Origin of the sequence: Halomonas sp. MCCC 1A11062, from assembly GCF_021404355.1 — a bacterium.
Lineage (GTDB): Bacteria > Pseudomonadota > Gammaproteobacteria > Pseudomonadales > Halomonadaceae > Halomonas > Halomonas aerodenitrificans.
Genome location: NZ_JABFTW010000019.1, coordinates 46,250 through 71,603, shown reverse-complemented (window position 1 = coordinate 71,603; position 25,354 = coordinate 46,250). Strand labels below are relative to the sequence as shown.

Annotated in this window: 22 protein-coding genes; 5 read left to right on the top strand and 17 right to left on the bottom strand. The window is 66.7% G+C overall.

Annotation, left to right across the window (positions count from 1 at the left end):
- The first annotated feature begins 86 nt into the window (after nt 1-86).
- On the top strand, nt 87-2,534 hold the full coding sequence (locus HOP58_RS17675; RefSeq protein WP_234261048.1) for an acyl-CoA dehydrogenase: 2,448 nt from the start codon (nt 87-89) through the stop codon (nt 2,532-2,534).
- Between the two features lie 218 nt (nt 2,535-2,752).
- Here HOP58_RS17675 and HOP58_RS17670 read toward each other — a convergent pair whose 3' ends face one another.
- The 4 genes from HOP58_RS17670 to HOP58_RS17655 all read right to left on the bottom strand — a co-directional run bounded on the left by HOP58_RS17670 (nt 2,753) and on the right by HOP58_RS17655 (nt 8,575).
- Nucleotides 2,753-4,609, bottom strand: coding sequence for an SLC13 family permease (locus tag HOP58_RS17670; protein ID WP_234261047.1), 1,857 nt, complete (start codon nt 4,607-4,609; stop codon nt 2,753-2,755).
- 142 nt (nt 4,610-4,751) lie between these two features.
- Nucleotides 4,752-5,570 carry an enoyl-CoA hydratase-related protein gene (locus HOP58_RS17665; RefSeq protein WP_234261046.1) on the bottom strand — a complete coding sequence of 273 codons (819 nt, stop codon included), beginning with the start codon at nt 5,568-5,570 and terminating at the stop codon, nt 4,752-4,754.
- Entirely contained in the window at nt 5,567-7,762 is a 2,196-nt protein-coding gene (locus HOP58_RS17660) for an acetate--CoA ligase (RefSeq protein ID WP_234261045.1), read from the bottom strand. The genes HOP58_RS17665 and HOP58_RS17660 overlap by 4 nt, the downstream gene beginning before the upstream one ends.
- 18 nt (nt 7,763-7,780) lie before the next feature.
- A complete protein-coding gene (locus HOP58_RS17655; RefSeq protein WP_010629246.1) occupies nt 7,781-8,575 on the bottom strand; it encodes an enoyl-CoA hydratase/isomerase family protein in 795 nt (264 codons plus the stop codon).
- A 288-nt stretch (nt 8,576-8,863) separates the two neighbouring features.
- Between HOP58_RS17655 and HOP58_RS17650 the strand changes: the two genes are divergently transcribed.
- A complete protein-coding gene (locus HOP58_RS17650) occupies nt 8,864-9,790 on the top strand; it encodes a MurR/RpiR family transcriptional regulator (RefSeq protein ID WP_234261044.1) in 927 nt (308 codons plus the stop codon).
- An 81-nt stretch (nt 9,791-9,871) separates the two neighbouring features.
- Here the strand turns inward: HOP58_RS17650 and HOP58_RS17645 are convergent, their stop codons facing one another.
- Together HOP58_RS17645 and HOP58_RS17640 are read right to left on the bottom strand one after the other, a co-directional pair.
- Nucleotides 9,872-10,849 (bottom strand): NADPH:quinone reductase, encoded by a 978-nt coding sequence (locus tag HOP58_RS17645; RefSeq protein ID WP_234261043.1) that lies wholly within the window; start codon nt 10,847-10,849, stop codon nt 9,872-9,874.
- Nucleotides 10,850-10,943: 94 nt separating this feature from the next.
- Nucleotides 10,944-11,504 (bottom strand): hypothetical protein, encoded by a 561-nt coding sequence (locus HOP58_RS17640; protein WP_234261042.1) that lies wholly within the window; start codon nt 11,502-11,504, stop codon nt 10,944-10,946.
- 132 nt (nt 11,505-11,636) lie between these two features.
- On the opposite strand from HOP58_RS17640, the gene HOP58_RS17635 reads away from it, so the two are divergent.
- Nucleotides 11,637-12,413 (top strand): glycerophosphoryl diester phosphodiesterase, encoded by a 777-nt coding sequence (locus HOP58_RS17635; RefSeq protein WP_234261041.1) that lies wholly within the window; start codon nt 11,637-11,639, stop codon nt 12,411-12,413.
- A 19-nt stretch (nt 12,414-12,432) separates the two neighbouring features.
- On the opposite strand, the gene glsA is transcribed toward HOP58_RS17635, so the two are convergent.
- The gene (gene glsA, locus HOP58_RS17630) at nt 12,433-13,365 is read right to left on the bottom strand and encodes a glutaminase A (RefSeq protein WP_234261040.1); all 933 of its coding nucleotides are present in this window, start codon (nt 13,363-13,365) and stop codon (nt 12,433-12,435) included.
- Between the two features lie 130 nt (nt 13,366-13,495).
- Between glsA and nadE the strand changes: the two genes are divergently transcribed.
- A complete protein-coding gene (gene nadE / locus HOP58_RS23285; RefSeq protein ID WP_346657484.1) occupies nt 13,496-14,836 on the top strand; it encodes an ammonia-dependent NAD(+) synthetase in 1,341 nt (446 codons plus the stop codon).
- 79 nt (nt 14,837-14,915) lie between these two features.
- On the opposite strand, the gene HOP58_RS17615 is transcribed toward nadE, so the two are convergent.
- The 8 genes from HOP58_RS17615 to cbiE all read right to left on the bottom strand — a co-directional run bounded on the left by HOP58_RS17615 (nt 14,916) and on the right by cbiE (nt 22,919).
- Entirely contained in the window at nt 14,916-16,337 is a 1,422-nt protein-coding gene (locus tag HOP58_RS17615; RefSeq protein WP_234253079.1) for a xanthine/uracil/vitamin C permease, read from the bottom strand.
- A gap of 391 nt (nt 16,338-16,728) precedes the next feature.
- Nucleotides 16,729-18,195, bottom strand: a complete 1,467-nt coding sequence (locus tag HOP58_RS17610) for a cobyric acid synthase (RefSeq protein WP_234261039.1) — start codon at nt 18,193-18,195, stop codon at nt 16,729-16,731.
- Nucleotides 18,183-18,914: a 5,6-dimethylbenzimidazole synthase gene (gene bluB / locus HOP58_RS17605; protein ID WP_234261038.1), complete on the bottom strand. Its 732-nt coding sequence runs from the start codon at nt 18,912-18,914 to the stop codon at nt 18,183-18,185. Before bluB ends, HOP58_RS17610 begins: the two co-directional genes overlap by 13 nt.
- Before the next feature lie 217 nt (nt 18,915-19,131).
- Nucleotides 19,132-19,737, bottom strand: coding sequence for a cob(I)yrinic acid a,c-diamide adenosyltransferase (cobO, locus tag HOP58_RS17600; RefSeq protein ID WP_159553184.1), 606 nt, complete (start codon nt 19,735-19,737; stop codon nt 19,132-19,134).
- A gap of 14 nt (nt 19,738-19,751) precedes the next feature.
- Complete coding sequence (gene cobF / locus HOP58_RS17595; RefSeq protein WP_234261037.1) at nt 19,752-20,507, bottom strand: precorrin-6A synthase (deacetylating); 756 nt, start codon at nt 20,505-20,507, stop codon at nt 19,752-19,754.
- Nucleotides 20,504-21,304, bottom strand: coding sequence for a precorrin-4 C(11)-methyltransferase (gene cobM, locus HOP58_RS17590; protein WP_234250203.1), 801 nt, complete (start codon nt 21,302-21,304; stop codon nt 20,504-20,506). The genes cobF and cobM overlap by 4 nt, the downstream gene beginning before the upstream one ends.
- The gene (locus HOP58_RS17585; protein WP_234250204.1) at nt 21,301-21,702 is read right to left on the bottom strand and encodes a cobalamin biosynthesis protein; all 402 of its coding nucleotides are present in this window, start codon (nt 21,700-21,702) and stop codon (nt 21,301-21,303) included. The genes cobM and HOP58_RS17585 overlap by 4 nt, the downstream gene beginning before the upstream one ends.
- Nucleotides 21,699-22,919 carry a precorrin-6y C5,15-methyltransferase (decarboxylating) subunit CbiE gene (gene cbiE, locus HOP58_RS17580; protein WP_234261036.1) on the bottom strand — a complete coding sequence of 407 codons (1,221 nt, stop codon included), beginning with the start codon at nt 22,917-22,919 and terminating at the stop codon, nt 21,699-21,701. The genes HOP58_RS17585 and cbiE overlap by 4 nt, the downstream gene beginning before the upstream one ends.
- Before the next feature lie 176 nt (nt 22,920-23,095).
- Between cbiE and HOP58_RS17575 the strand changes: the two genes are divergently transcribed.
- Nucleotides 23,096-23,878, top strand: a complete 783-nt coding sequence (locus tag HOP58_RS17575; protein WP_234261035.1) for a cobalt-precorrin-6A reductase — start codon at nt 23,096-23,098, stop codon at nt 23,876-23,878.
- Here HOP58_RS17575 and cobJ read toward each other — a convergent pair.
- Nucleotides 23,818-24,624, bottom strand: a complete 807-nt coding sequence (cobJ, locus tag HOP58_RS17570; protein WP_234261034.1) for a precorrin-3B C(17)-methyltransferase — start codon at nt 24,622-24,624, stop codon at nt 23,818-23,820. The two genes, HOP58_RS17575 and cobJ, sit on opposite strands and share 61 nt — an antisense overlap.
- The gene (cobI, locus tag HOP58_RS17565) at nt 24,621-25,346 is read right to left on the bottom strand and encodes a precorrin-2 C(20)-methyltransferase (protein WP_234261056.1); all 726 of its coding nucleotides are present in this window, start codon (nt 25,344-25,346) and stop codon (nt 24,621-24,623) included. Before cobI ends, cobJ begins: the two co-directional genes overlap by 4 nt.
- Between the last annotated feature and the right edge of the window lie 8 nt (nt 25,347-25,354).

Sequence of the window (25,354 nt, the reverse complement as noted above, 5' to 3'; positions counted from 1 at the left end):
CAGGACTGGCCAGCACCGGGGAGATCGGCTAGGCTGACACATTCAAACAACTGTTCTAAACGCGATCCGAAACACGGAGACGAGGCATGCTCACCCTGATACTCCTGATCCTCACCGTCGTCGGCCTGCTGGTGCTGATGCGGCGCGAGGCCGGCGCGGTGCCGACCCTGGCGCTACTCGGCGTACTTGGCCTGGCGGGGCTGCTGCTGGGCTCCCCGGTGCTCGGCGTGCTGCTGCTGCTCGGCGCGGCGGGGGTAGCCGTGGCCGGCCTGCCGGCGCTACGTATCCACTGGCTCAGCCCGCGCCTGTTCGCCATGTTCAAGCGCGTCTCGCCCAAGGTCTCGGACACCGAGCGCATCGCTCTGGAAGCCGGCACCGTGGCTTGGGACGGCGAGCTGTTCTCGGGCCGTCCGCAGTGGGACAAGCTGATGAGCTACCACGACGACGGCCTGTCCGAGGAGGAGCGCAGCTTCCTCGAGCACCAGTGCTCGGTGGCCGCCGGCATGTGCAACGCCTGGGAGATCGCCAAGGAGCGTGCCGACCTGCCGGAGGAGCTGTGGCAGTACCTGAAGAAGGAAGGCTTCTTCGGCATGATCATTCCGAAGGAGTACGGCGGCCTGGGCTTCTCGGCCAAGGCGCAGTCGCTGGTGCTGCAGAAGCTCTCCATCAGCGAGACGCTGATGGTCACGGTGGGCGTACCCAACTCCCTGGGTCCGGGGGAGCTGCTGCTCAAGTACGGTACCCAGGCGCAGAAGGATCACTTCCTGCCGCGCCTGGCCGACGGCCGTGAGATCCCCTGCTTCGGCCTGACCGGCCCCCGCGCCGGCTCTGATGCCACCTCGCTGCCCGACACCGGTATCGTGTGCAAGCAGATGATCGACGGCAAGGAGGTGCTGGGCCTGCGTCTCAACTTCGAGAAGCGCTGGATCACCCTGGCCCCCATCGCCACCGTGGTGGGCCTGGCCTTCCGCCTGTTCGACCCCGACCACCTGCTGGGCGAAGAAGAGGATCGCGGCATCACCCTGGCGCTGGTGCCACGCAACACCGCCGGCATGGAGATCGGTCGCCGCCACCACCCCATCGGTAGCCCGTTCCTCAATGGCCCGATCAAGGGCAAGGACGTCTTCGTCCCGCTGGACACCATCATCGGCGGCACCGAGATGATCGGTCAGGGCTGGCGCATGCTGGTGGAGTGCCTCTCCATCGGCCGCTGCATCACCCTGCCCTCCGGCGCCAGCGGCACCATGCGCTACGCCCTGGGCTGGACCGGCGGTTTCGGCCGTATCCGTCGCCAGTTCAACGTGCCGGTGGTAGAGATGGAGGGCGTGCAGGAACCCCTGGCACGCCTGGCCTCGCTGGGCTACATCGCCCAGGCGGCGGTCTACCAGACCGCCAACACCATCGACCGCGGCGAGAAGCCTTCCGTCCCCTCGGCGATCCTCAAGAGCCAGCTCACCGAGTTTCAGCGCCTCGGGCTTTCCGACGCCATGGACATCCACGGCGGCAAGGCGGTCACCTTGGGCCCACGCAACTACCTGGGCATCGGCTACAGCGCCAACCCGGTTTCGATCACGGTCGAGGGCGCCAACATCATGACCCGCAACCTGATGATCTTCGGTCAGGGCGCCATCCGCTGCCATCCGTTCGTGCTCGAAGAGCTGGCCGCCTCCGACAGCAACGACCTCAAGGCCTTCGACCGCGCCTTCTTCGGTCATGCCGCACTGATCTTCGGCAACGCCGCCCGCGCCTTCACCATGGGGCTCGGTATCGGCAAGCCCACGGTGCCCTTCGATGCCGTGGCCGCCCCCTACGCCCGCGACATGGCGCGCCTCTCCGCCGGCTTCAGCCTGTGTGCCGACGCCGCCATGGCCAGCCTGGGCTCGACCCTCAAGCAGCGCGAGATGATCTCGGCGCGGCTGGGCGACGTGCTCTCCAACCTCTACCTGGCCTCGATGGTGCTCAAGCACTGGCAGGAAGGTGACAAGGTCGAGGGCGAAGCGGCCCTGTTCCACTACAGCTGCACCCACCTGCTGCAGCGCGCCGAGCAGGCCTTCGACGAGCTGTTCGACAACCTGCCCAACCGCGCGCTGGCCGGCGTGCTGCGCGCCGTGACGATGCCGCTGGGCCGGCGCTGGAAGCGCCCCGCCGATCAGCTGACCCGCGAGATCGCCCAGGCCGTGTCCCGCGACACACCGCTGCGCACCAAGCTGATCGCCGCGGCCTGGCTGGACGACGACGGCGTCAAGGACAACCCGCTGGCCCACTACAACGCCCTGCTGGCCGACTACGACCGCGCTGAGGCGCTCTACCGCACGGTCAACAAGGCCTATGCCAAGGGCGAGCTGCCGCGTCAGGCGCTACACCCCGAGGTGCGCCTGGAGGCGGCGCGGGAGAAGGGTCTGGTCAGCGAGGAGGACGCCGAGTTCATGCGCCGCTTCGAAGCCGAAGTGCTCGAGCTGCTCAGCGTGGACGACTTCGAGTACGACGAGTTCGCCACCGACAAGGCCAATATCCTGCGCCACAACGCGGCGTAAGATCGGCCCCCTACCAAACCCCGGCCCAGCGCCGGGGTTTTTAAGACCTCTATTCGAAAGTCAGGGAAGTGTGATTCACGTCACGAGCGAAGCTAGGCTGGTCGCCGCCGGAACGGAGCAACCGGAGTTGACTTATTGCTCAATGAGGATTGTGACGGTTCGACGCTTCGATACCGCCGGCGATCAGGATAGCGAGCGCAGTAGGGAATCGCGATTCCCTACAAGGGCCACACAAGCAGGATCATCGGTATCGCCACCGCCATCACCACCAGCTCCAGCGGCAGGCCCATGCGCCAGTAGTCGCCGAAGCGATAGCCGCCGGGGCCCATCACCAGGGTGTTGGACTGGTGCCCGATGGGAGTGAGAAAGGCGCAGGAGGCGCTGATGGCCACCGCCATCAGGAAGGGATCGATGGACGCATCGAAACCGTTGGCCAGGCTGACGGCGATCGGTGCCATAAGTACTGCCGCCGCCGCATTGTTGATTACGTCGGAGAGCATCATGGTAGTGACGAACAGCAGTATCAGGATCGACACGGTGGGCCAGGTACCCCCCAGCTCCAGCAGGCTGTTGGCAATGAGCGCCGCGCCGCCGCTGGTTTCGAGCGCCGTGCCCACGGGGATCATGGCGCCCAGCAGGATGATCACCGGGCCGTCGATGGCCTGATAACCGTCTCGCAGCGGCAATACGCCGACCAGCAGCGTGACCAGGGCCGCCAGGGCAAGCGCGACAGCATTGGGTAGGATATCCAGCAGCATGGCGGCGATGGCCAGGGCAAAGATGCCGAGAGACACCAGCAGCATGCGCGGCTGCCCCAGGGTAAAGTTACGCCTGGCCAGGGGCAGGCAGCCCAACGTTGCCAGGCTCTCGCTCAGATTGCTCTCGCCGCCCTGCAGCAACAGCACGTCACCGGGACGAAAACGGATATCGCGCAGGCGCTGGCGCAGGCGGCTGCCGTCCCGGGCCACCGCCACCAGATGCATGCCGTACTGGTTGTGCAACCGCAGTTGGGTCACGGTACGGTTGACCATGATCGAGTCGTTGCGCACCACCGCCTCGACCAGCTCCAGTCCCTCGGTATCCAGACCGTTGGATTTGGTATTCTCGGTATCCGGCAGGCTAGCGTCCCGCTGCAGTTGCCCACCCTCTTCCGCCTCGGCGCGATCTTGCTCGAGGGTTTCCTCCTGCGGGTCGATTCCCACCCGCAGGCCGGCCTTATCCTCGAGCAGTTTCATCTCTTCCGGCCCCGCCTCTACCAGCAGGACATCCCCCTCTTTCAGCGCGCCGAGGAAGGCATGCCCAGCGTAGCGCTGCTCACCGCGCAAGACCGCCAGAACCGGTAGCGTCTCCTCGAGTTCACGCTGCAGCTCACGCAGGGTCCAACCGAGCGCCTTGGCCTCCTCGTCCACCCGGACCTCGACCAGATAGTGACTGATATCGAACATGCCCTCGGTGGACGCATTGCCGGCGCGCTGCGGTACCAGCCGCCAGCCCAGCAATACGATGAACACGAGCCCCGCCAGGGCAACTGCGGCCCCGACGGGGAAGAAGGAGAACATGCCGAAGGTCTCTCCGGTTACCGAGCCGCGGTAGGCAGAGATGATAATGTTAGGTGGGGTGCCGATCAGCGTCATGAGACCGCCGAGCAGCGAGCCAAAGGCCAGTGGCATCAGCAACAGCGAAGGCGAGGTATTGTGCTCACGGGCCAGGCGCATGGCCACCGGCAGCAGCAGCGCCAGAGCGCCGACGTTATTCATGAAGCCCGACAGCACCACCACCGTGGCGGTGAGCGCCACCAGTTGCAGGAACAGGCGGTCGCCGACCTTGAGCACCTGCTCGGCGATGACGTCGACCACGCCGGAGCGCTCGAAGCCGCGACTGAGCACTAGAACGGCGGCTACGGTAATCACCGCCGGATGACCGAAACCGTAAAAGGCCTCCTCGCCCGGCACCAGCCCCAGGATCACGCAAGCCAGCAGCGCGGAGAGCGCCACCAGATCGTAACGAAAGCGCCCCCAGACGAAAGCGGCCAGCGCCAGGCCCAGCACGATGAAAACCAGCGTATGGTCGGCCATGTCCACTCCCTGTGTCGGCGAGCTTTCAGCACAACAGGCACGGGCAAAAAAATCCAGCGCTTTCTTTGCCTTGGCGCTCATTACGCAGACGCCGAGACGAAAGAAACCCGGCCGTAGCCGGGTTCCGGTCGTCGGTGGGAGCTTACTTTGCCATCTTCTCGAGCATGGCGTTGACCGCCGCCAAGTGCTCCGGCTCGTTGTGGCACATGCCCTGGAACACGGCGCAGAGGTCGAGAAAATCCTTGAGCTCGGTGCGCTGTGCCATCTTCATCAGGCGTTTGGTCAGCCGCGTGGCCTTGGGCGGCTGGGCGGCGATGCGTGCCGCTAGCTCGCCCACCTTCTCCATCAGCGCCTCCGGCTCGGTGACCTCGAGCACGATGCCGTACTCTCTGGCTTCCTCGGCGTCGATCACCCGTCCGGAGAGAGTCAGCTCGAAGGCCCGCTGGTAGCCGATCAGGCGCTGCATGAACCAGGCGCCGCCGTCGCCTGGGATGATGCCCAGATTGAGGAAGGTCTCGCCGAACTTGGCCTTGCGCGAGGCGATGCGGATATCCGCCATGTTGGCCAGGTCGAAGCCGGCACCGATGGCGGGGCCGTTGACCGCAGCGATCACCGGCACCTCCACCGCCTGGAGCGCCAGCGGGATGCGCTGAATGCCGCGCCGGTAACGCCCCGCCACCTCGGCTACGCCGCCGGCGAAGTCGCCGCCGCGATTGGCCATGTCCTTGACGTTTCCGCCGGCGGAGAAGGCCGAGCCCGCGCCGGTGATGACCAGTACCGAGAGCTCGTCGCAGCGGTTGACCCACTCCGCCACGGCGACGATGTCGTCGGCCAGTGCCGTACCGGTCAGGGCGTTGCGCACGTCGTGGCGATCCAGGGTCAGGGTCGCCACGCGCTCTTCAACGGTCAGCAGCGCATCCTGCAAAACGGGGGCTGGGGGCTGGCTCGTGCTCTCGCTCATGCCATGGACTCCTTGGCGTTTTCGTTGACGGGTTCGCGCTCCACGATAACGCGGGCATCCACCACGGCATAGCCGTCGGCATTGACGATCACCGGGTTGAGATCGAGCTCGCTGAGCTCAGGGTAGGCATCGGCGATGCGCGACACCGTGAGCAGCAGCTCCACCAGCGCCTCCTTGTTCACCGCCGGCTCACCGCGGGCGCCTTCGAGGATCTTGCGCGCCTTGATCTGCTCCACCATGCTGCGCGCGTCGTGACGCGACAGCGGGATCGCGCGGAAGGCGACGTCTTCGAGGATCTCGACGAAGATCCCGCCCAGACCGAACATCAGCACCGGGCCGAAGATCGGGTCGCGGATCACGCCGACGATAACCTCGATGCCCTTCCGGGCCATCGGCGCAACCAGCACCCCCTCGATCTCGGCCCGGGCGTCGTAGGCGCGACAGGAAACGAGAATCTCCTCCCGAGCGCGACGCAGCGCGGCCTCGCCGACCAGGTTGAGCTTGACCCCACCGGCGTCCGACTTGTGCAGGATGTCCCGGGAGACCACCTTCATGGCCAACGGCGTGTCACCGAAGGTGGCCGCCGCCTCGCCAAGCTCGGCGTCGCTGCGCACCACCAGCTCCTGCGGCACCTCGATGCCGTGCTCACGCAACAGCCGCTTGGCCTCGTACTCGAACAGGTCACGCCCTTCGGCGCGGGCACGCTGGAACATGTCGCCGAGCTCGGGCTTGGGTGCGATGGCCGCTTCACGAGGGTGCTGCCGGCTCAAGGCGAGGTACTCGCCTCGCTCGCCAAGGGCGGCGAGAACCCTCACCGCCTGCTCGATGGAGGCGTAGATGGGCAGCCCCGCCTCGTGCAGCCGGCGCAGCGCCGGTGGCTTGATCGGCGTGTAAAGACTGTAGACGACCAGCGGCTTGTCGGTCGCCTTGGACAGGTCCACCATCGCCTCGGCGCCGCGCATCTCGTCACCCAGCAGCGACTCGGCGAAACGGATGCTGTAACCGCCGAACATGCCCACCAGGAAGACGCTGTCGACGTTGTCGTCGGCGGCGACGATCTCCATGCAGGTGGCCAGCAAGGAGGGATTGGCATCGGTGGAACCGGCCACGTCCACCGGGTTGACCGTCGAGGCCTGGGGAAACAGCACGTCGCGCAGTTGCTGGCGGGTTTCCTCGCTGAGTTCGGCCAGTTCCAACCCCGCCTCGGCGAGACGGTCGGAGGCGATGGTGGCCTGACCGCCGCCGTCGGAAATCACCGCCACCCGCTTGCCACGGGCCTTCTGCAGCAGCCCCAGCCCCTCGGCCACCGGCAGAATCTCATCGGAGTGCTGCACCACGCTGACGCCGGCCTGCCGCAGCAGGTCCACGGTCATGGCATAGCTGCCGGCCAGCGCCCCGGTATGTGAACTGGCCGCCTTCTGACCGGCCTCGGTGGAACCCGACTTGTAGACCACCACCGGCTTCATGGCGGTGACATCTCGGGCCACCTCGAGGAACTTGCGCCCGTCGCGAAAGCCCTCCACGTAGAGCGTGGCCACGCGGGTGTGTTCGTCCTCGCCGAGATAGCGCAGGTAGTCGTCGAAGCCGATATCGCTCTGATTGCCCGGGCCGACATAGGTGGAAAAGCCTACCTGGCCGTTGTACTGGGCCTCCAGCGCCAGCGACAGCAGCATGTTGCCCGACTGGGAAACAATGCCCACGTCGCCGGGCTTGACGTTGTCCAGCGCCAGCAGATTGAGCCGGTGGTGCAGATTGAACACGCCGGAGGTGTTGGGGCCGATGATGCGTACGCCGTGGGCTTCGGCCTTGGCCATCATCTCGCGTTCCAGCTCGGCGCCCTCACCGCCGATCTCGGCGAAGCCGCTGGCGAGTATCACCGCTCCCTTGATGCCGCGGCGGCCGCACTCGGCGATCAGACCCGGCACGCTGGCGGCTGGGGTGCAGATCAGCGCCAGCTCGGGCGAACCGGGAATCGCGGCGATGGACGGCCAGGCCTTGATGCCGAGGATCATGTCGGCCTTGGGGTTGACGGGATAGATGTCGCCGCGAAAACCATCCTTGATCAGGCCGACCATGGCCTTGTAGCCGCGCTTGGTGGGATCGCTCGAGGCGCCCACCACGGCAATGCCGGTGGGAGCCAGAATGGCGTGCAGTGGACTGCGCACGGGTAAGTGTCCTTCGATGGGGTTCATGTCTCGCATCCTTGAGTCTCAATGGCCCTTGAACTGGGGGGCACGCTTCTCGGCGAAGGCGTCGACCCCCTCCTGCCAATCGGTCGTGGTCGAGCAGGTGAAGACCGCATCCAGTTCCTGCTGCAGCTGGCTTTCGAGCCCGGTGTCGCTGCCCTGGTTGACCAGCCGCTTGAGCATGGCGATCGACACCGGCGCCTGGCCGGCCAGGCTCTCGGCCAGCTTCTGCGCCTCGGCCGGCATGGCATCGGCGGCGTGGCACGAGGTGGCCAGGCCGATGCGGGCCGCCTCGCGACCGTCGATGCGGCGCCCGGTGTAGAGCAGCTGACGCGCCATGTTCAGCCCCACCAACTGCGGCAACAGCTTGGAGACGCCGCCGCCGACGCAGGTACCGATGCTGGTTTCGGGGAAGCCGATCTGGGCCTCCTCGGCCATGACGATGAAGTCGCAGGCCACCGCCATTTCGGCACCGGCGCCTAGGGCGTAACCGTTGACGGCGGCAATGACCGGCTTGCGATGGCGCAGGATCGCTTCGCACACGTCGTTACCGAGTTGCAGGTAGCGGCGACGCTGGAACAGCGTGCGCTGGGCACTGCCATGCTCCTTCATGTCGGCACCGACGCAGAAGGCCCGTCCCTCGCCGGTGAGGATCACGCAGCGCACCTCAGGGTCGCGCTCGGCTTCTGCCAGGGCGGCGAGCAGCTCGCTGTAGAACGCCTCGACCACCGCATTGAGGCGATGCGGTCGGTTGAAGCGGATTTCCATGACCGCCCCGCGGCGGTCGACGATGAGGGTTTCGGGGCTGGTGGCGCTCATGAGCGTTTCGGCACTCTCTCGGCGTAATGGATGGCTGACGTGGCGATAACGGATGACACGGTATGTGCCATATGGAAACAAACGTAACGTTATAAAACATTTAATGTCACATTTGTTTTATGCGCATGCTAGACAAGGAACGATGCGACGTCAACACGAGCGTGCCGCGATAAAAACAAAGTGAAAACGAATGTGTCATTACTTGACGGAAGCCATGCGTTACAATGCGCCTCCCTTCCCGTCGGCTTCCATGAGCCGGGCCCAGGCCCCCTGATCGAGGAGACAGCCGTGCTGGAACGCGAGACACAGAGCGCTGACGCCACCCCGGAAGAGGCATGCCCGCCCACCGGTCTGGATGCCGTGAACCAGCAGCTGGCTGCCGCCTATCCCGAGCTCAGCCCGCAGCTGAAGCTTGCCGCCGGCTACGTGCTGGAGCATCCGGTGGAGATCGCCTTTCAGTCGATCCGCAAGTCGGCCAGGGCCGCCCGGGTCACCTCCTCGACCCTGGTGCGCCTGGCCAAACGCCTCGGCTTCGACAGCTACGAACAGTTCCGTGAAGTGTTTCAATCGGCCGTGCAGGCCGGTCCGGTGGAACTCTCCGGCCGTGCCAGCGACCTGCGCAACCTGGCCAGCCAGACCGACGATCAGGTGTTTCTCGACGTCGGCGACGCCGCCTTCGACAACATCGGGCGCCTGTTCACCGCCGACACTCAGGCACGCGTGCGCGATGCCGCCATGATGCTGCTCGCCGCCGAGAAGATCGCCGTGGTGGGCTTTCGCGATACTTTCGCCTGCGCCTATCACTTCGCCTACGTCGGCCGCATCGCCATGCCCAACGTCCAGCTCATCCGTGGCCAGGAGGGCGGCCTGCTGACCGAACTGGCCCCCTTCGGCGAGAACGACGTGGTGGTCGCCTTCGGTTTCGAACCCTACTGCGCCGAGACCGTGCGAGCGCTGGAAATCGCCCGCGCGGCGGGCGTCAAACCCATCGTCATCACCGATACCCTGCGCTCGCCGCTGGTGCCCGGCGCGGCCATCACCTTCACCGTGGCCAACGCCACGCCGCACTTCTTCCCCTCGATTCTCTCCGCCATCACCCTGATCGAGGTGCTGCTGGCCGAGTGCGTCGCCTACGGCCCCGACAGCCTCGTCGACAACGTGGCAAGCTTCGAGTCGCGCATGCGTGAGATGGGCGCCTACGTCAGCAACGAGTGACGCGCCAATCCAGCAGCTTCCAACGACAACGCCCGCCTCGAGTGAGGCGGGCGTTGTGCGTGAGCAAGTCTGCGCTTCTGCTTACGGCAGCAGGATAGTGGAGCCGGTGGTCTGACGGCTGGCCAGCGCGTCCTGGGCCTTGCCGGCCTCGGCCAGGGCAAAGCGCTGCCCGATGTCGATCTTGACCTTGCCGCTGCCCAGCATGTCGAACAGGTCGCGACACATCGCCTCCAGCCGCTCGCGGGTGTCGGCATAGCCGTTGAGGCTGGGACGGGTGACGAACAGCGAGCCCTTCTGGTTGAGGATGCCGAGATTGACGCCCTCCACCGCCCCGGAGGCATTGCCGAAGCTGACCATCAGCGAACGCGGCTTGAGGCAGTCCAGCGAGGTGATCCAGGTGTCCTTGCCCACCGAGTCGTAGACCACGTCGCACATCGCGCCGTTGGTGAGCTCGCGCACCCGCTCGACCACGTTCTCACGGGTGTAGTCGATGGTTTCCCAGGCGCCGTTGGATTTCGCCAGCTCGGCCTTCTCGGACGAGCTGACGGTGCCGATCAGCTTGACCCCCAGCGCCTTGGCCCACTGGCAGGCAATCGAGCCGACCCCGCCGGCAGCGGCATGCCACAGGATCGTCTCGCCGCCCTTTAGCGGAGCGGTCTGGCGCAGCAGGTACTGGACGGTGAGCCCCTTGAGCATGCTGGCGGCGGCGGTCTCGGCGTCGACGTTATCGGGCAGCGTCACCACCTTGTCCGCCGGCAGCACGTGATACTCGGCGTAGGCACCCAGCGGCCCCTGAGCATAGGCGACCCGGTCGCCCGCCTTCAGGTGGCTCACCCCCTCGCCCACGGCATCGACTACACCGGCACCCTCGGTGCCCAGCCCCGAAGGCAGACCAGGCGCAGGATAGAGACCGGTGCGGAAATAGATGTCGATGAAGTTGAGCCCGATCGCCTCGTTCCTGACCCGTACTTCACCGGGCGCCGGATCGGCCGGCGTCACATCGATGTATTCGAGCACTTCGGAACCGCCGGTGCGGGAGAACTGAATTCGCTTTGACATGGGGTGTTTTCCTTTGTCGGCTAACGATAGGGATGCTTCATCCAACCGCCATGCGCGCATGGGGTCAAGGGGTTGATGGCAACAGAGCGCTTCACTACCCGGGAAATGCGGCCAGGCGTTCGACGAAGCTCGCCTTCTCCTGCTCGAAGAAGTGAGCGTCATGCTTGAAGCGACGCAGGATCGCCTCCTCATCGAAACCGAGTGGTGGCTCCAGCTCGCTCACGCCGCGTGCCGAATGATGAGGTGAGAGCCCGACACGACGGCCGCCCGGCGTCGCAAACCAGCGGTTGATACCGCAACGGCGATAGAAGCCCTCTTCTTCCTGGTTCGCCGCATCGACTCGCAGCGGCGCCTTCTGCACCAGTTCGCGAACCAAGCGACGCACGCTTTCACGGTCGCCACCCGGCGAAGCATGGTGCCACAGGGTCATGTCGCTGCCCGACGCGTCGAGGGTCAAGAGCGCCAGAGCGCCCGGCCGGCCCTGCTCGTCCACCAGCGCCCATAGCCTTGCGGCCTCCTGTGCGAACAGCACCTGTCGCGTCCCGGTAAAAGTAACCAACGGCGACAGCCCCGCTTCCCTACCATAGACATCGGCGCACAGCCGCGCGAGCCAGGCGTCGCGCTGCTCGTCACGCTCGGGGGTCATCACCTTCATGCCTTGCCTCATTGCTTTATTCAAAGGCGCAAGACTAGCATAGTCGCGCCCGATACCACGTGCCCCGAGCGGGTCGCTATCCTGTCATCGACATCCGATATAGTTGCCTAGTCCCTCGATTGGAGCTCATGCATGCCCTCACCGCACCCCGCCATCGTCCTGCCCCGGCTGATCGCCCATCGCGGGCTGTCCGCTCACGCCCCGGAAAATACCCTGGCAGCGGTGCGCGCCGCCCACGATGCCGGCTTTTCATGGGTCGAGCTCGACGTGCAATTGCTCGGTGACGGCACCCCGGTGATCTGGCACGACGCCACGCTCAAGCGCTGTTCCGACGGTCACGGCAGGCTCGCCTCCCTGGATCTGGCCGCGGTGCGCAAGCTGGACGTCGGCGGCTGGTTCGGCGACGGCTTTCGCGGCCAGCGCATGGCCACCCTGCGCGAAATGCTCGACCTGCTGGTGGAGCTGGACATGGGCGTCAACATGGAGCTCAAGGTGACCAGCCGGCGTAGCGGTACCGAGCTGGCCGAAGTGGTAATACCGCGCCTACTCGAGGCGCTGCCGCCGGAACGGCTGATCGTCTCCTCCTTCGATCAGCCGGCCCTGCGTCAGGCTCGCGCCATCGCCGACGCCTCGCTGTTGCCCATCGGCGTGCTCAGCGAGAGCGTACCCACGAAGTGGCAGTCTCGCTGCGAGGCGCTGGAGGCCTTCAGCATCCATACCGACTGGACTCGCCTTACCGCCAAGCGGGCTCGGGAGATCAAGGCCGCCGGCTACCAGCTGCTGTGTTACACCCCCAACGATCCGGCAGCTTTCGCCAACCGCTGGGCGTGGGGGGTCGACAGCGCCATCAGCGACGACCCGGCCCTGTTCGAAGGCATCGCCCCGCCGCCCGCTCTCACCCAACCCTGAGCGGTAGCGGGCCGCAGGCTCAGGCAAACGCGCCCAGCCGCCAGCGGCTCGACAGCACCTTGAGCAGGCGCAGCCCGGCCACGCTGTTGCCGTGCTCGTTGAGCGCGGGGCCGATCACGCCAAACCCCATACGCTCAGGTGCCACCGCCAGGATGGCGCCGGAAACGCCGCTCTTCGAAGGCATGCCGACCTCCACGGCGTACCTGCCCGACTGGTCGTACATGCCGGTGGTGAACATCAGCGTCAGCACGATGCGCACCGTCTCCTCGGCGATGAGGCGCTCCCCGCTCTCCGGGTCACGCCCCGTGTTGGCCAGCACCGCGGCGATACGTGACAGCTCGCGGCAGTTCACCTCAATGGAGGTCTGCTTGAGATAGGGCACCAGCAGATCCTCCTCGCTGCCCTTCAGCACGTCGTGGCTGCGCATGTAGTAGAACAGCGCCCGATTGAGATCCTTGTCCTCGGCCTCGAACATGACCCGGTCGTAGTCGAGCGAGGGGTTGCCCGCGAGGCGGCGGAAGTAATCGCGTATCCGGTCGAAGCGTTCCTCGCCGTCACGGCCGCGTATCATCGCCGTGGTGACGATGGCGCCGGCATTGATCATGGGGTTGGAGGGGATGCCCATCTCGCCCTCTTCCAGCGTCGCGATGGAGTGGTAGGGATCGCCCGAGGGTTCCATGCCGACTCGCTCGAACAGCGCATCGGCGCCTACGTCCTCCAGCGCCAGGGCCAGCGTCAACGCCTTGGAAACGCTTTCGAGGGGAAAGCGCTGCTCGGCGCTACCCGCCTGGGCAACCTCACCGCCGGCGCCCATCACGGCGATGCCAATCAGCTCCTGGTCTTCCTCGCCTGTTTCGGTGAAAGACGCCATTTCGCTCTCGTGGCGATACTCACGCTCCCGCGCCACGGCCTCCTCCAGGGTGGCACTCTTCGCTTCATCGATACGTTCCATGTCACGTCTCCATGTCTCACCAGCCCGATTGGCTTCCGGTCACGCGATCCGGGCCGAATTGACCTAGGGTAGGTAAGGTCAGGTTCATTTCCGACAGCATCAGGCTAGTCGGCCATCAGGAGGAGAGGCAATGGAGCTGCTGGACAGGATCACGGACTATCTGATCGACAACGAACTGAAGCTTGCCACCGCCGAGTCATGCACCGCCGGACTGATCGTCTCGGAGCTGGCCAGGGTGCCTGGCAGCGGCCAGAGCATCGACTGCGGCCTCGGCGTCTATTCGCCCCAGTCCAAGAACCGCTACCTGGGCGTCAGCTTCGACACCATCGAGCGCTACGGCCTGACCAGCGAGGCCGTGGCCAGTGAAATGGCCGCCGGCGCGCTGAACAACAACGATGCCAACGTGGCCCTGGCCAATACCGGCATCGCCGGCCCCAACCCCGGCGACGACGATACGCCCATCGGCACCGTCTGCTTCGCCTGGGCCTTCCACCACAACGGCGATCATCACCACTATTGCGAAACGCGACGCTTCGACGGCACTCGCAACGAGGTGCGGCTGGCAGCGGCCCACTATGCTCTGGAACGCCTGCCCCACTACCATCGGCTGTGTCTCAAGAGTGAGACCAAGAGTGAAGAAGAGACACGCTCGCGCCGGGCCGTACAGCGCGCCATCGGCGTGCAGTTGCAAGCCCGCAGCGACATCGATGCCCAGCATGAGCTCGAGCGGCGCCGCGACTTTCTGTGTCGAGTCATGCAGGAGAGCGGCCAGACCACGCTGGTGCTGGGCATCAGTGGCGGGGTCGACTCCACCGTGGCGGGGCGACTGGCCCAGCTCGCCGTGGAGAAGCAGCGCGAGCAGGGCGAGCAGGCTACTTTCGTGGCCATGCGCCTGCCCTACGGCGTGCAGCAGGATGCCGACGATGCCAAGGCTGCGTTGGACTTCATCCAGCCGGACGAGGTACTCGACGTGAACATCCAGGACGCCAGCGATGCGCAGCTGGCATCGCTGGAGAGCGGCGGGCTGACGTTCAAGGACGCCCACCAGCGCGACTTCGTGCTGGGCAACGTCAAGGCGCGCCAGCGCATGGTGGCCCAGTACGCCGTGGCCGGCGCCCGCGGCGGCCTGGTCATCGGCACCGATCAGGCCGCCGAGGCGCTGATGGGCTTCTTCACCAAGTACGGCGACGGGGCCTGCGACGTGGCACCCCTGACCGGGCTGAGCAAGCGTCAGGTGCGCCTGCTGGGTCAGCAATTGGGCGCACCCGATGCGCTGGTGAACAAGGCGCCCACCGCCGATCTCGAGTCGCTGGCACCGCAGAAGCTCGACGAGGTGGCCCTCGGCGTCAGCTACGAGGAGATCGACGATTTCCTGGAGAACCGCGAGGTCTCCGAACGGGCCTTCGACACCATCCTCACCACCTACCGACGCACCGAGCACAAGCGCCGGCTGCCAATCGCGCCGGACTGAGTCTGGCCGGCTGACCATCCTCACAACGTAGCGGGCCGACACCTCGGCGTCGGCCCGCTTGCCTTTACGCTATTTCCATTTAGCGCGTGGCGGGTCCGGGCCGCACGGCCTCCTCCTCGTCGCGCTCCACCACCATGTCGTCCTCCACCGCAATCGGCTCCTGCTCCTCGGCCTCGCGTGCGCCGCGAGCGCGATGCTCGATCAGGAAATAGAGGATAAGGCCGATGCCCAGTCCCCAGGCTGCGCCGTGGGTGGCCAGCACCACGCCCATGATGCCCGCCACGCCCATGGCGGTGGCGTTCTTGATCTGCTCGACGGCGATGGCGATGCACAGGTAACCGGTGATCAGCAGCGTGATCGACAGCGCAATGGGCAGCACCGGGCGGAAGAAGGTCACCAGCGGCAGCAGGAACAGGGCGAAGAAGCCGACGATCCAGAACACCCCGGTGCCGGAGTAGATGGTGTCCATTGCCTTGCGCCCGTAGCGGTAGCGTTCGGTCACCGTGGCCATGCCGCCGGTGAACAGCGGCCCGGCCAGCCCCGGATAGGGCGCCAGCAGTGAGTGCATCAGGTTGCGGATACCGGTGATCAGGTGCACGCGATCGACATTGACCTCGATCTTCTCGTCGGGGCGCAGGTGGTCGACGCGCTTGAGCAGGGTCTGACCCACCACGATATCGCCGAAGGCGATAATGTAGGCAATGATCGCGGTGGGAATCGCTGCCACCATCAGCTCAATGGGTGGCGCACCGATGGAGAACGGCAGATAGGCCCAGATCCCGGCGAAGTCGGGCACGGCGATGCCCCACTCCACCGTCGGCATCGAGTACTCACCGACACCCCAGCCGATGGCCATGGTAATCAGCATCCCCGGTACCATGCCGAAGGCAACGATGTTGCGCGCCCAGCGGTATTTCTCGGCCAGGTCGCGGAAGGAGAGCGAGAACAGCACGTAGAGGGTGATCAACCCGCCGATGCCGAGCGAGATCGGCGTGTTGTAGAGCCGGCCACCCTCGACGATTTCGCCGCTGATGGCGGCGATGCCTGCGCCGAGCAGGATACCCGCCTTGATCGAGGCCGGCACGCTGTTGACCAGTTTGCTGCCCAGCCGCGTCACCGCCATGAACAGGAAGATCGCCGTCACCATCAGCTGCAGCGCTACCATGGCGCGAATGGCATCCGGACCCGGCTCGTATTGGCCGATGAACAGCAGCACCACGGGGATCGCCGGCGTGATCCAGCCGGCGATGAACGGCACCCCCAGCAGCGGCGGCAGGATGAAGCCGATACCGCACACCACGACGAAGGCCAGGCCCACCTCGTAGGGCACGCCCAGGTACTGTTCGAGCAGCGGGATCATCCCCAAGGAGATGACGAACATCACCATGGCCTGGATGGTTTCCGGAATGGCCCATGGGAAATGGATGAAAGGCAGGCGGACCTTGAAGGGCCCCAGCGGCCAGTAGGGATGCTCCTGGCCATATTCGCGTTTGAGCGGCACGTCACACCTCGGCGGTTCTGTTTGTTGAGCGGTCCTCTTCGTCGGTTGTTGTTGTTCTTGGCTGAGCTCGGTTGTACGCGGGTCTGACGCGGCGCAACATTCGACCATGTGACGAGTGGACAAGCCGCCACTTGCCGGAACTTGTCGACAACATTACAAACATCGAGGAAAAAATCACCATAATGAGCGCGCTTTATGGATATCGCTTCGACATTTTCAAGCAAATTGTCGACAGATTTGGGGCATTTGAGCGAAGTTTACGTAAACGTCAACAATGACGGACTGCCACCCGAACGCAGGTGCCGTAACGGCGCTTACACAATGCAACGGCCCCCTTGCGAGGGAATAGGACTAAAGAACAATGAGCCCTGGGGCTCAAAGTCCCATCGACTCAAAGCCCCATAAGGCGCTCGATGGCGGCCATATCCAGGTTCGCTTCCAGGCAGTCGGCCAGCCGGTCGAGTTCCTGCTGGCGATGGGCCTGGTAATCCACCGCGCCTCCCGGCGCATCGAGCCCGCAGCGAGCGAGCAGCGCCGCGCACGCCTCGGGCCGATCGAACAGGCCATGCAGGTAGGTGCCCATGACCCGGCCATCTGCGCTTTCGGCACCGTCCGGCCGGCCCTCCAGCACAACGAGAGGCCTTGCCAGGGCCGGCCCCTCGCTCACTCCGTTATGGATCTCGTAGCCGGCGATCGGCACCTCTTCGGCTAGCAAGTGCCCACTCACATTGCGCAGCTGCTTACCCGCCACCATGCGCGTCTCGAACTCGAGCAGCCCCAGACCGGGAGTCGATCCTGCCGGCCCTTCCAGGCCGTCGGGGTCGTGCACCGCCCGGCCCAGCATTTGAAAGCCGCCGCAGATGCCGAGCACTCGGCCGCCATAGCGCAGATGGCGCTGTATCGCTTCTTCCCAGCCCTGGGCACGCAGCCAGGCGAGGTCGCTACGGGTGCTCTTGCTGCCGGGTAGGACGATCAGATCCGTCGGCGGGATCTCCCGGCCTGGCCCGATCTGATTGGGCCCAACGAAGGTCAAGTCGACCTGGGGATGCAGACGCAGCGGGTCGAAGTCGTTGTGGTTACTGATGCGCGGCAGCGCCGGTACCACGACCTTGAGCGTGGCCCCCGCCCCCACCCGCCCGCTGCGGCCGATGCTGTCTTCGGCATCGAGCAGCAAGCCCTGCAGATAGGGCAGCGTGCCATATACCGGCTTGCCGGTGCGCTCGGTAAGCCAGTCGAGGCCCGGCTCGAGCAGAGAAATGTCGCCGCGGAAGCGGTTGACGATGAAGCCACGGGTACGTGAGCGCTCGCTCTCGCTGAGCAGTTCCAGGGTGCCCACCAGCTGGGCGAAGACCCCTCCGCGGTCGATGTCGCCGACCAGGATCACCGGGCAGTCGACCATCTCGGCGAAGCCCATGTTGGCGATATCGTTGGCGCGCAGGTTGATCTCCGCCGGGCTGCCCGCCCCCTCGGCAATGATCACGTCATAGCGGCTCGACAGCGCCTGCCAAGCCGCCAGCACGCTCTCCCGTGCGGTGCGCTTGTAGGCGTGGTAGTCCAGCGCGTCCATGTGGCCTTGCACGTGCCCGCGCAGGATCACCTGGGCGCCGCGGTCGCTCTCCGGCTTGAGCAGCACCGGATTCATATCGCTGTGGGGCGCCACACCTGCCGCCAGCGCCTGCAGCGCCGTGGAGCGGCCGATCTCGCCGCCGTCCACCGTCACCGCGCTGTTGAGCGCCATGTTCTGCGGCTTGAACGGCGCCACCGACACCCCGCGCCGGGCCAGCATCCGGCACAGCCCCGCCACCACCGTGCTCTTGCCAGCGTCCGAGGTAGTGCCCTGGATCATCAGGGTTGGCATGGTTTGGCCACCTCTCGCAACGCCTCGTGAAGCGCCTCGTCCGCCAGCGCCTGCCCCCAGCCGTTGCCATGCACCAGCTCGGTGAGGGGCAGGCGCTGGCGCCACCCGGAGCGGGCCAGCTCGGGCTGCTGCAGAAACTCGCTGACATAGCCCAGACACAGGTACGCCAAGGGGTAGACCTGTTCTGGCAGGTCGAGGATCGTCGCCAGCTCTTGCTGATCGAGAATGCTGACCCAGCCCAGGCCGATGCCCTCGGCGCGGGCCGCCAGCCACAGGTTCTGCACTGCCAGGCAGGTGCTGAACAGGTCCGTGTCGACGATGCTGGTGCGCCCCAGTACCGGGCCGTCGCCACGGCTCCGGTCGCAGGTGATGCAGAGGTTGAGCGGACTCTCAAGGATGCCTTCGAGCTTGAGGCGGCGGTACGCCTGCTGCCGCTCAGCGGAAAACTGCTGCGCCCCCCGCTCGTTCTCCTGCAGGAACAGCCGATGCACCCGGCGGCGCACCTCCAGGCTGTCGATCACCAGGAAGTCCCAGGGCTGCATGAAGCCCACCGACGGCGCATGGTGCGCGGCGTCCAGCAGCCGGGCCAGCACCTCAGGCGGCACGGGATCCGGCAGGAACTGGGCGCGCACGTCGCGGCGCTCGTGAATCGCGCGGTAGAGTCCCTCCCGCTGTGGCGGGGGAAAAGCGTGATCGGCTCGCCCGCTGTGTTCTGCCATGCGGCTCTCCAAAAAGTCATGAGGGAACGAGTCGGCAGGATGACTGCCAGCGAAAAGCTGATAATGCGTGAGCTCGGCAGGATGAGCGCCGGGGACAAGTCTAAGCGAGGGTCTTTTGCCATGGATGGCAAAAGTAGCGCCCAGGGATGGGTTCACAGCGCCCTCGCGATGGCTTGTCGCCGGAGAAGCTCATCATCCCCTCCAGCCGAATCATCAGCTAGAGTTCAATGCCCTTCTGCGCCTTGATCCCCTGCTCCTTGAAGGCGTGCTTGACCACCTTCATTTCGGTGACGGTGTCGGCCAGCTCGATCAGCGCCTCGGGGGCGTGCCGGCCGGTAACGACCACGTGCTGCATGGGCGGGCGGGCCTGCAGGTCGTCGAGTACGCGATCGAGCTCCAGGTAACCGTGGCGCAGCGCGATGTTGAGCTCGTCGAGCAGCACCAGATCGACCGCGGGATCCTCGAGCATGCCGCGCGCCACCTCCCAGGCTGCCTCGGCGGCTTGCACGTCCTTGTCGCGATCCTGGGTATCCCAGGTGTAGCCCTCGCCCATCACGTGGTAGTCGACGTTCGACTGCTGGCGGAAGAAGGCCTCCTCGCCGGTCTGGAACTTGCCCTTGATGAACTGCACCACGCCCACCTTCATGCCGTGGCCCAAGGCGCGAGCCAGCATGCCGAAGCCGGAGCTGCTCTTGCCCTTGCCGGGGCCGGTGAGCACCAGCAGCACGCCCTGCTCCTTGTCGGCGCGGGCGATGCGCTCATGCATGATCTTCTGCTTGTGGGCCATGCGCTCGGCATGGCGCTGGGGGTCGACCGTCTTCATTGCACTCTCCTTAATTACACTCGCCGCAACAGGTAGACGTCCATGATCCAGCCGTGCCGTTCACGCAGGGCGGCACGCCGTTCGAGGATCGTCGCGGCCACGTCCACCAGCGGGCCGTCGATCAGGCACTGCTTGTCCATGCCCAGATAGGCCCCCCACCAGATAGTGAGGCCTTCCTGAGGCAGCGCCTGGAAGGCACCGCCGCTGTCGAGCATCACCGCCACGCTCTCGGCGTCACTGGGCCAGCCGCGCTCCCGCAGTCGCCGGCCCGTGGTGATCAACACCGGTTCGGCCAGCGCATTCAGGGGGATGCAGTGCGCGGCGGTGAGTGCCTGTAGGCTGGTGATGCCGGGCTCCACGCGTATTTCGAGCGCTTGCCCCTTGTCACCTAGACGCTCGGCAATCCGCAGGCTGCTGTCGTAGAGCGAGGGATCGCCCCAGATCAGCATACCGACCCGCCCGCCTTCAGGCAGGTGCGTTGCCATCAGGTCCGCCCACACCTCGGCAATGGCGTCATGCCAGTCGTCCACCGCGCCCAGGTAGTCGGCGCGGGCATCGCGGCACGGCAGATCGAACTCCACGACCCGGGTGCGGGATGACGCCTCGAGCAGATCGCGGCACAGCAACCGGCGCAGGTCGATCAGGTCCGACTTGGCTTCCCCCTTGCGCGGTAGGAGGATCAGGTCTGCTTCATTGAGCGCCCGCACCGCGGCCAGGGTGACATGCTCGGGGTTGCCGGTGCCGATACCGATCAGCGAGAGTGAGATCATGCCTCGCCCCTCTCGTCAGCAGAGCCGGCAAAGGGCGAGTCCGCCGACTGCGGCCGAAAGCGGCGGTCGTAGCCGACCGCATAGAGACTGCTTTCCTGAAAGTCCTGACTGTCGAGTACCGGCCCCACCAGGATCAGCGCGGTGCGCTGCAGGGCGTCGTCGACCAGGGTTTCCACCGTCGCCAGTCGCCCCCGCACCACCCGCTCGTCGGGCCAGCTGGCCCGCCAGACGATGGCCACCGGGCACTCGGCGCCATAGTGCGGCAGCAACTCGGCGGCGACCTGAGACAGGTTGTGGATTGAAAGGTGGATCGCCAGGGTGGTGCCGCTGCTGGCGAAGTTGGCCAGGGTCTCGCCCGCCGGCATGGCGCTGGCGCGCCCCGGCGTTCGTGTCAGCACGACGGATTGCGCCACCCCCGGCAGGGTCAGCTCCTGGCCCAGGGTGGCGGCGGCCGCAGCGAAGGCCGGCACGCCCGGGGTGATGGTGTAGGGAATCGCCAACTCGCGCAGGCGGCGCAGTTGCTCGCCCAGGGCCGACCATATCGACAGGTCGCCGGAGTGCAGCCGGGCCACGTCATGACCGGCAGCATGGGCGGCGCGCATCTCGGCGACGATCTCGTCGAGGGAGAGCGGCGCGGTATTGACGATACGGGCGCCCTCCGGGCAGTGGGCCAGGATCTGCTCGGGCACCAGCGAGCCCGCGTAGAGGCAGACGGGGCAGGCCGCGATGAGATCGCGCCCGCGCAGCGTCAGCAGGTCCGGCGCGCCGGGGCCGGCACCGATGAAGTGTATGGTCATGTTGACTCTCCTGGCGGCAGTGACGCTCGGGCCAGCGCCGCGGTAGCCATGCGATCCGCAGAAACCAGCCGGGGCGCGAGCAGGGTCGCCCCCGGCCCCGCCGCCAGCAGGGCGATGGCCTCGGCGACGCTGCCCGTGCCCCGGGCCGTCAGGCTATGGCGGGAGTACGTGAGGGTAGCGACCGATGGCAGCGTTTCGTCTTCCACGCAGATCACAGCAAGGCCCCGCGCGCGTCCCAGCGCCTGAACCAGCGCCTGCTTGGACGCTGCCGCCGCCAGGCGGTCGACGGGGCCATAGCGCGCCTCCAGCTGTGCCAGCAGGTCGGCCAGCGAGGCCAGCGGTGCCGCGCGGCGAAAGCCGAAGCCGACCACGCGCATGTCGTTCGATGCCGCCGTCATCGGGTCACCCGCCACTGCACGATGGGGTAGCTGGCCTTCCAGCCGCGACGGTTGCCGAGGGGAGCGGCGCTGGACAGCTCGATGCGCAGCAGCTCGCCGCCAATCCGCCGCTGCCACTCGGCCAGCAGGGCCTCGGACTCCAGGGTCACTGCGTTGGCGACCAGGCGCACCCCGGGCGGCAGGCGCCGCCACAGCGCCTCCAGCAAGGTGTCCGATAGTCCACCGCCGATAAAGACCGCCTCGGGCGCTGGTGCGTCTGCCAGGGCACTCCCTTCCAACATCGCCACGGCATCGCCTTCCACCACCTCGAGCCAGTCGACGCCAAGGTTGTCGGCATTACGCCGCGCCCGCGCCGCCCGCTCGGCGTGGAACTCGAAAGCCACCGCCTGGTTCTCTGGATGAACCAGCAGCCACTCGATGGCGATCGAGCCCGAGCCTGTGCCGATGTCCCACAGCCGCTCCCCCGCTACCGGGGCCAGGGCGGCCAGGGTCATGGCGCGCACGGCCTGCTTGGTGATCTGGCCATCGTGCTCGAACAGCGCGTCCGGCAGGCCGGGCGTCAGCGGCAAGGCCGGCCCCTCACCGGCCACCTCAAGCCCCACCGCCACCGGGTGGGCGATATCGCCGGGCAGGGCGGCATCCGCCCGTATACAGCGAATGCGCTCGTCGTCTCCGCCCAGCGCTTCCAGCACGTGAAGCCGCGACCCACCGAAGCCGAAGCGCACCAACAGGCAGGCCAGTTCATGGACGGCGTTCCCGTCCCGCAGCAGTACCAATAAGCGTCGGTTCGGCTGCAGGTAGGGCCGGATGCGCGTCAGCGGCTTGGCGTGCAGGCCGAGGCAGGTACACGCTTCCAGCGGCCAGCCCAGGCGCCCTGCCGCCAGGCTGAAGGTGGAAGGCGCCGGCAGCGCCCGCCACTCCGCGGCGGGTAGATGGCGCGCCAGGGTGGACCCGGCACCGAACCAGAAGGGATCGCCGGAGACCAGCATGACCACCCGCCGACCCCGCTCGGCCAGCAGTCGAGGAATGCCCTCGGCGAAGGGCACCGGCCACTCCCGCACCTCGGCGGACAGCGGCGGCAGCAGGCGTAGATGGCGCCGGGCGCCGAACACCAGCTCGGCGGCCTCGAGCGCCTCGCGGCTTGCCGCGGTCAGCCCTTCTGTGCCACCTTCCCCCCAGCCAAGCAGGGTCAGCCAGGGAGTCTCTACGTCAGCCATTGACCGAGTCCTTCGCAACGAGATGAGCTGTGCCGGCGACAAGCCTTCGCGAGGGCGCTGTAAACCCTTCCCTGGGCGCTACTTTTGCCATCCATGGCAAAAGACCCTCGCTGCGCCTTGCCCCCGGCGCTCATCTGTCCAGCGGCTTGTAAAGAAGAGGAGCTCAAGAAGCCTCGATGAACGTCCTGATTCTGGGTGGTACCAGCGAAGCCAGCGCCCTGGCGACCGCGCTGGCCGAGCGCGAGGTCCCGGCCCTGTTCAGTTATGCCGGGCGAGTGAGCACTCCCAAGCCCCAGCCGCTGCCCACCCGGGTCGGCGGGTTCGGCGGCGTGGCGGGCCTGGCCGCCTTCCTGACGGAGCAGCGCATTACCCATCTGGTCGATGCCACCCACCCCTTCGCCGAGCGGATGAGCCGCAACGCCGTGGCCGCGGCAAGCCACAGCGGCATCCCGCTGATCGCCCTGACCCGCCCGCCCTGGGTACCCCAGGCCGGGGACCGCTGTACACCGGTCGCCGATGTCGAAGCGGCGGTACAGGCTCTGGCCGGCCCGCCCCAGCGCATCCTGCTGGCCATCGGCCGTCAGCAGCTCGCCGCCTTCGCCGCCCAGCCCCAGCACCACTATCTGCTGCGTCTGGTCGACGCTCCCGAGACGCCGCCGCCCCTGCCCCACCACCATATCGTCCTCGACCGCGGCCCCTTCACGCTGGACGGCGACCTGGCACTGCTGCGCGAGCACGGCATCCAGCGCGTCGTGTGCAAGAACGCCGGCGGCACCGGCGCCATCGCCAAGCTCGACGCCGCTCGCCGGCTGGGCGTGCCGGTGGTGATGATCGAGCGGCCAGTGCCGCCGCCCCGGCGCGAGGTGCATTCGGTCGATGCGGTGTTGGCCTGGCTGCATCACGGCTCGGCTCCTGCGTCAGGCCTTGAGTCAGAACCCGGGGCCGAGCGCGGGGTATAGATCCAGGGCACGCCTTCACGCCGGATCAGCCGCGTCTGCCTGGAGCCCACCATCACCAGGGTACGCATATCGGCCATCTCCGCCGTGGCCTCGCCCAGCGTGGTGACCGTCAGTTGCTCTTCCGGCGTGGAGACGGCCCGGGCGAACATGATCGGGCGCTCCGCCCCGCAGGCCTCGCGCAGCACCTCAAGAGTGCGGACGAAGCCCTCCGGTCGGGCGCGGGAGCGCGGGTTGTAGAAGGCCATGGCGAAATCGGCCTCGGCGGCCAATCGCAGACGCCTTTCCACCAGCCCCCAGGGCTTGAGGTTGTCGGAGAGGTTGATGCAGCAGAAGTCGTGGCCCAGCGGTGCCCCCAGGCGTGCACTGGCGGCCAGCATGGCGGAGATGCCCGGCAGCACCTGGATGTCCAGCTCGCGCCACTCGGGCTCGCCGGCCTCGAGCGCCTCGAACAGCGCCGCGGCCATGGCGAACACCCCGGGGTCCCCCGAGGAGACCACCACCACCCGCTGCCCCTCGGCGGCCAGCCGCAGCGCCTGCTCCGCGCGGCGGAGCTCCTCGCGGTTGTCAGAGCCGTGGCGTACCAACCCCGGCCGCGGCGCCACCCGTTCGACGTAGGGCACGTAGCCCACCACGTCGGTGGCCTCGTTCAGGGCGGCGGAGACTTCGGGGGTGATCAGCGCAGCATCGCCCGGACCGAGGCCGACCACCTTCAGCCACCCTTCCTTCCCCCACGCAGGATCTCTCATGGCCGCCTCCCGTTGCCATGGATCACCACGATGGAGAAGTAGGGCACGCTGTCGCCGACCTCGCGGAACGGCCGTATCCGCTGCTGCGGCATGGCGGCGTACTCGATCAGCCAGGCCTCCTGCTCCCGGCCGGCCTCGGCCAGCGCGCGCTGCAGCTTGGCCAGGTTGCGACCGATCTTCATCACCACCAGGGCATCGGTCCGCGCGATGTGCTCGACCAGCATCGCTTCGGGCAGGGTGCCCATCAGCACGGTCATGATGTCGTCGCCCCAGGTCACCGGCTGCCCGGTGGCGGTCCAGGCGGCGGACATGCCGGTGATGCCGGGCACCACTGCCACCGGCACCCGACCCTGCAGGCGGGTATAGAGGTGCATGAAGGAGCCGTAGAAGAACGGATCGCCCTCGCACAGCACCACTGCATCGCACCCGGCCTCGGCGATCTCGCGGAGCTGCGCGACGCTGTTCTCGTAGAAGGCCGCCAGCAATTCGTTGTAGAGCGGGTCGTCGAACGGGATTTCGGTGGTGACCGGATACTCCAGCGGGATCTCGATCGCGTCGGGCGCCAGCAGGCCCTCGACGATGCTGCGGGCATGGCCGCGGCGCCCCTTCTTGCGGAAATAGGCGACGTGGGTGGCCCCACGAATCAGCCGGTCGGCGCGCACGCTCATCAGGTCCTGGCTGCCGGGGCCGAGTCCGACGCCGTGGATGGTGCCCGGTGTGATGGTTGCTT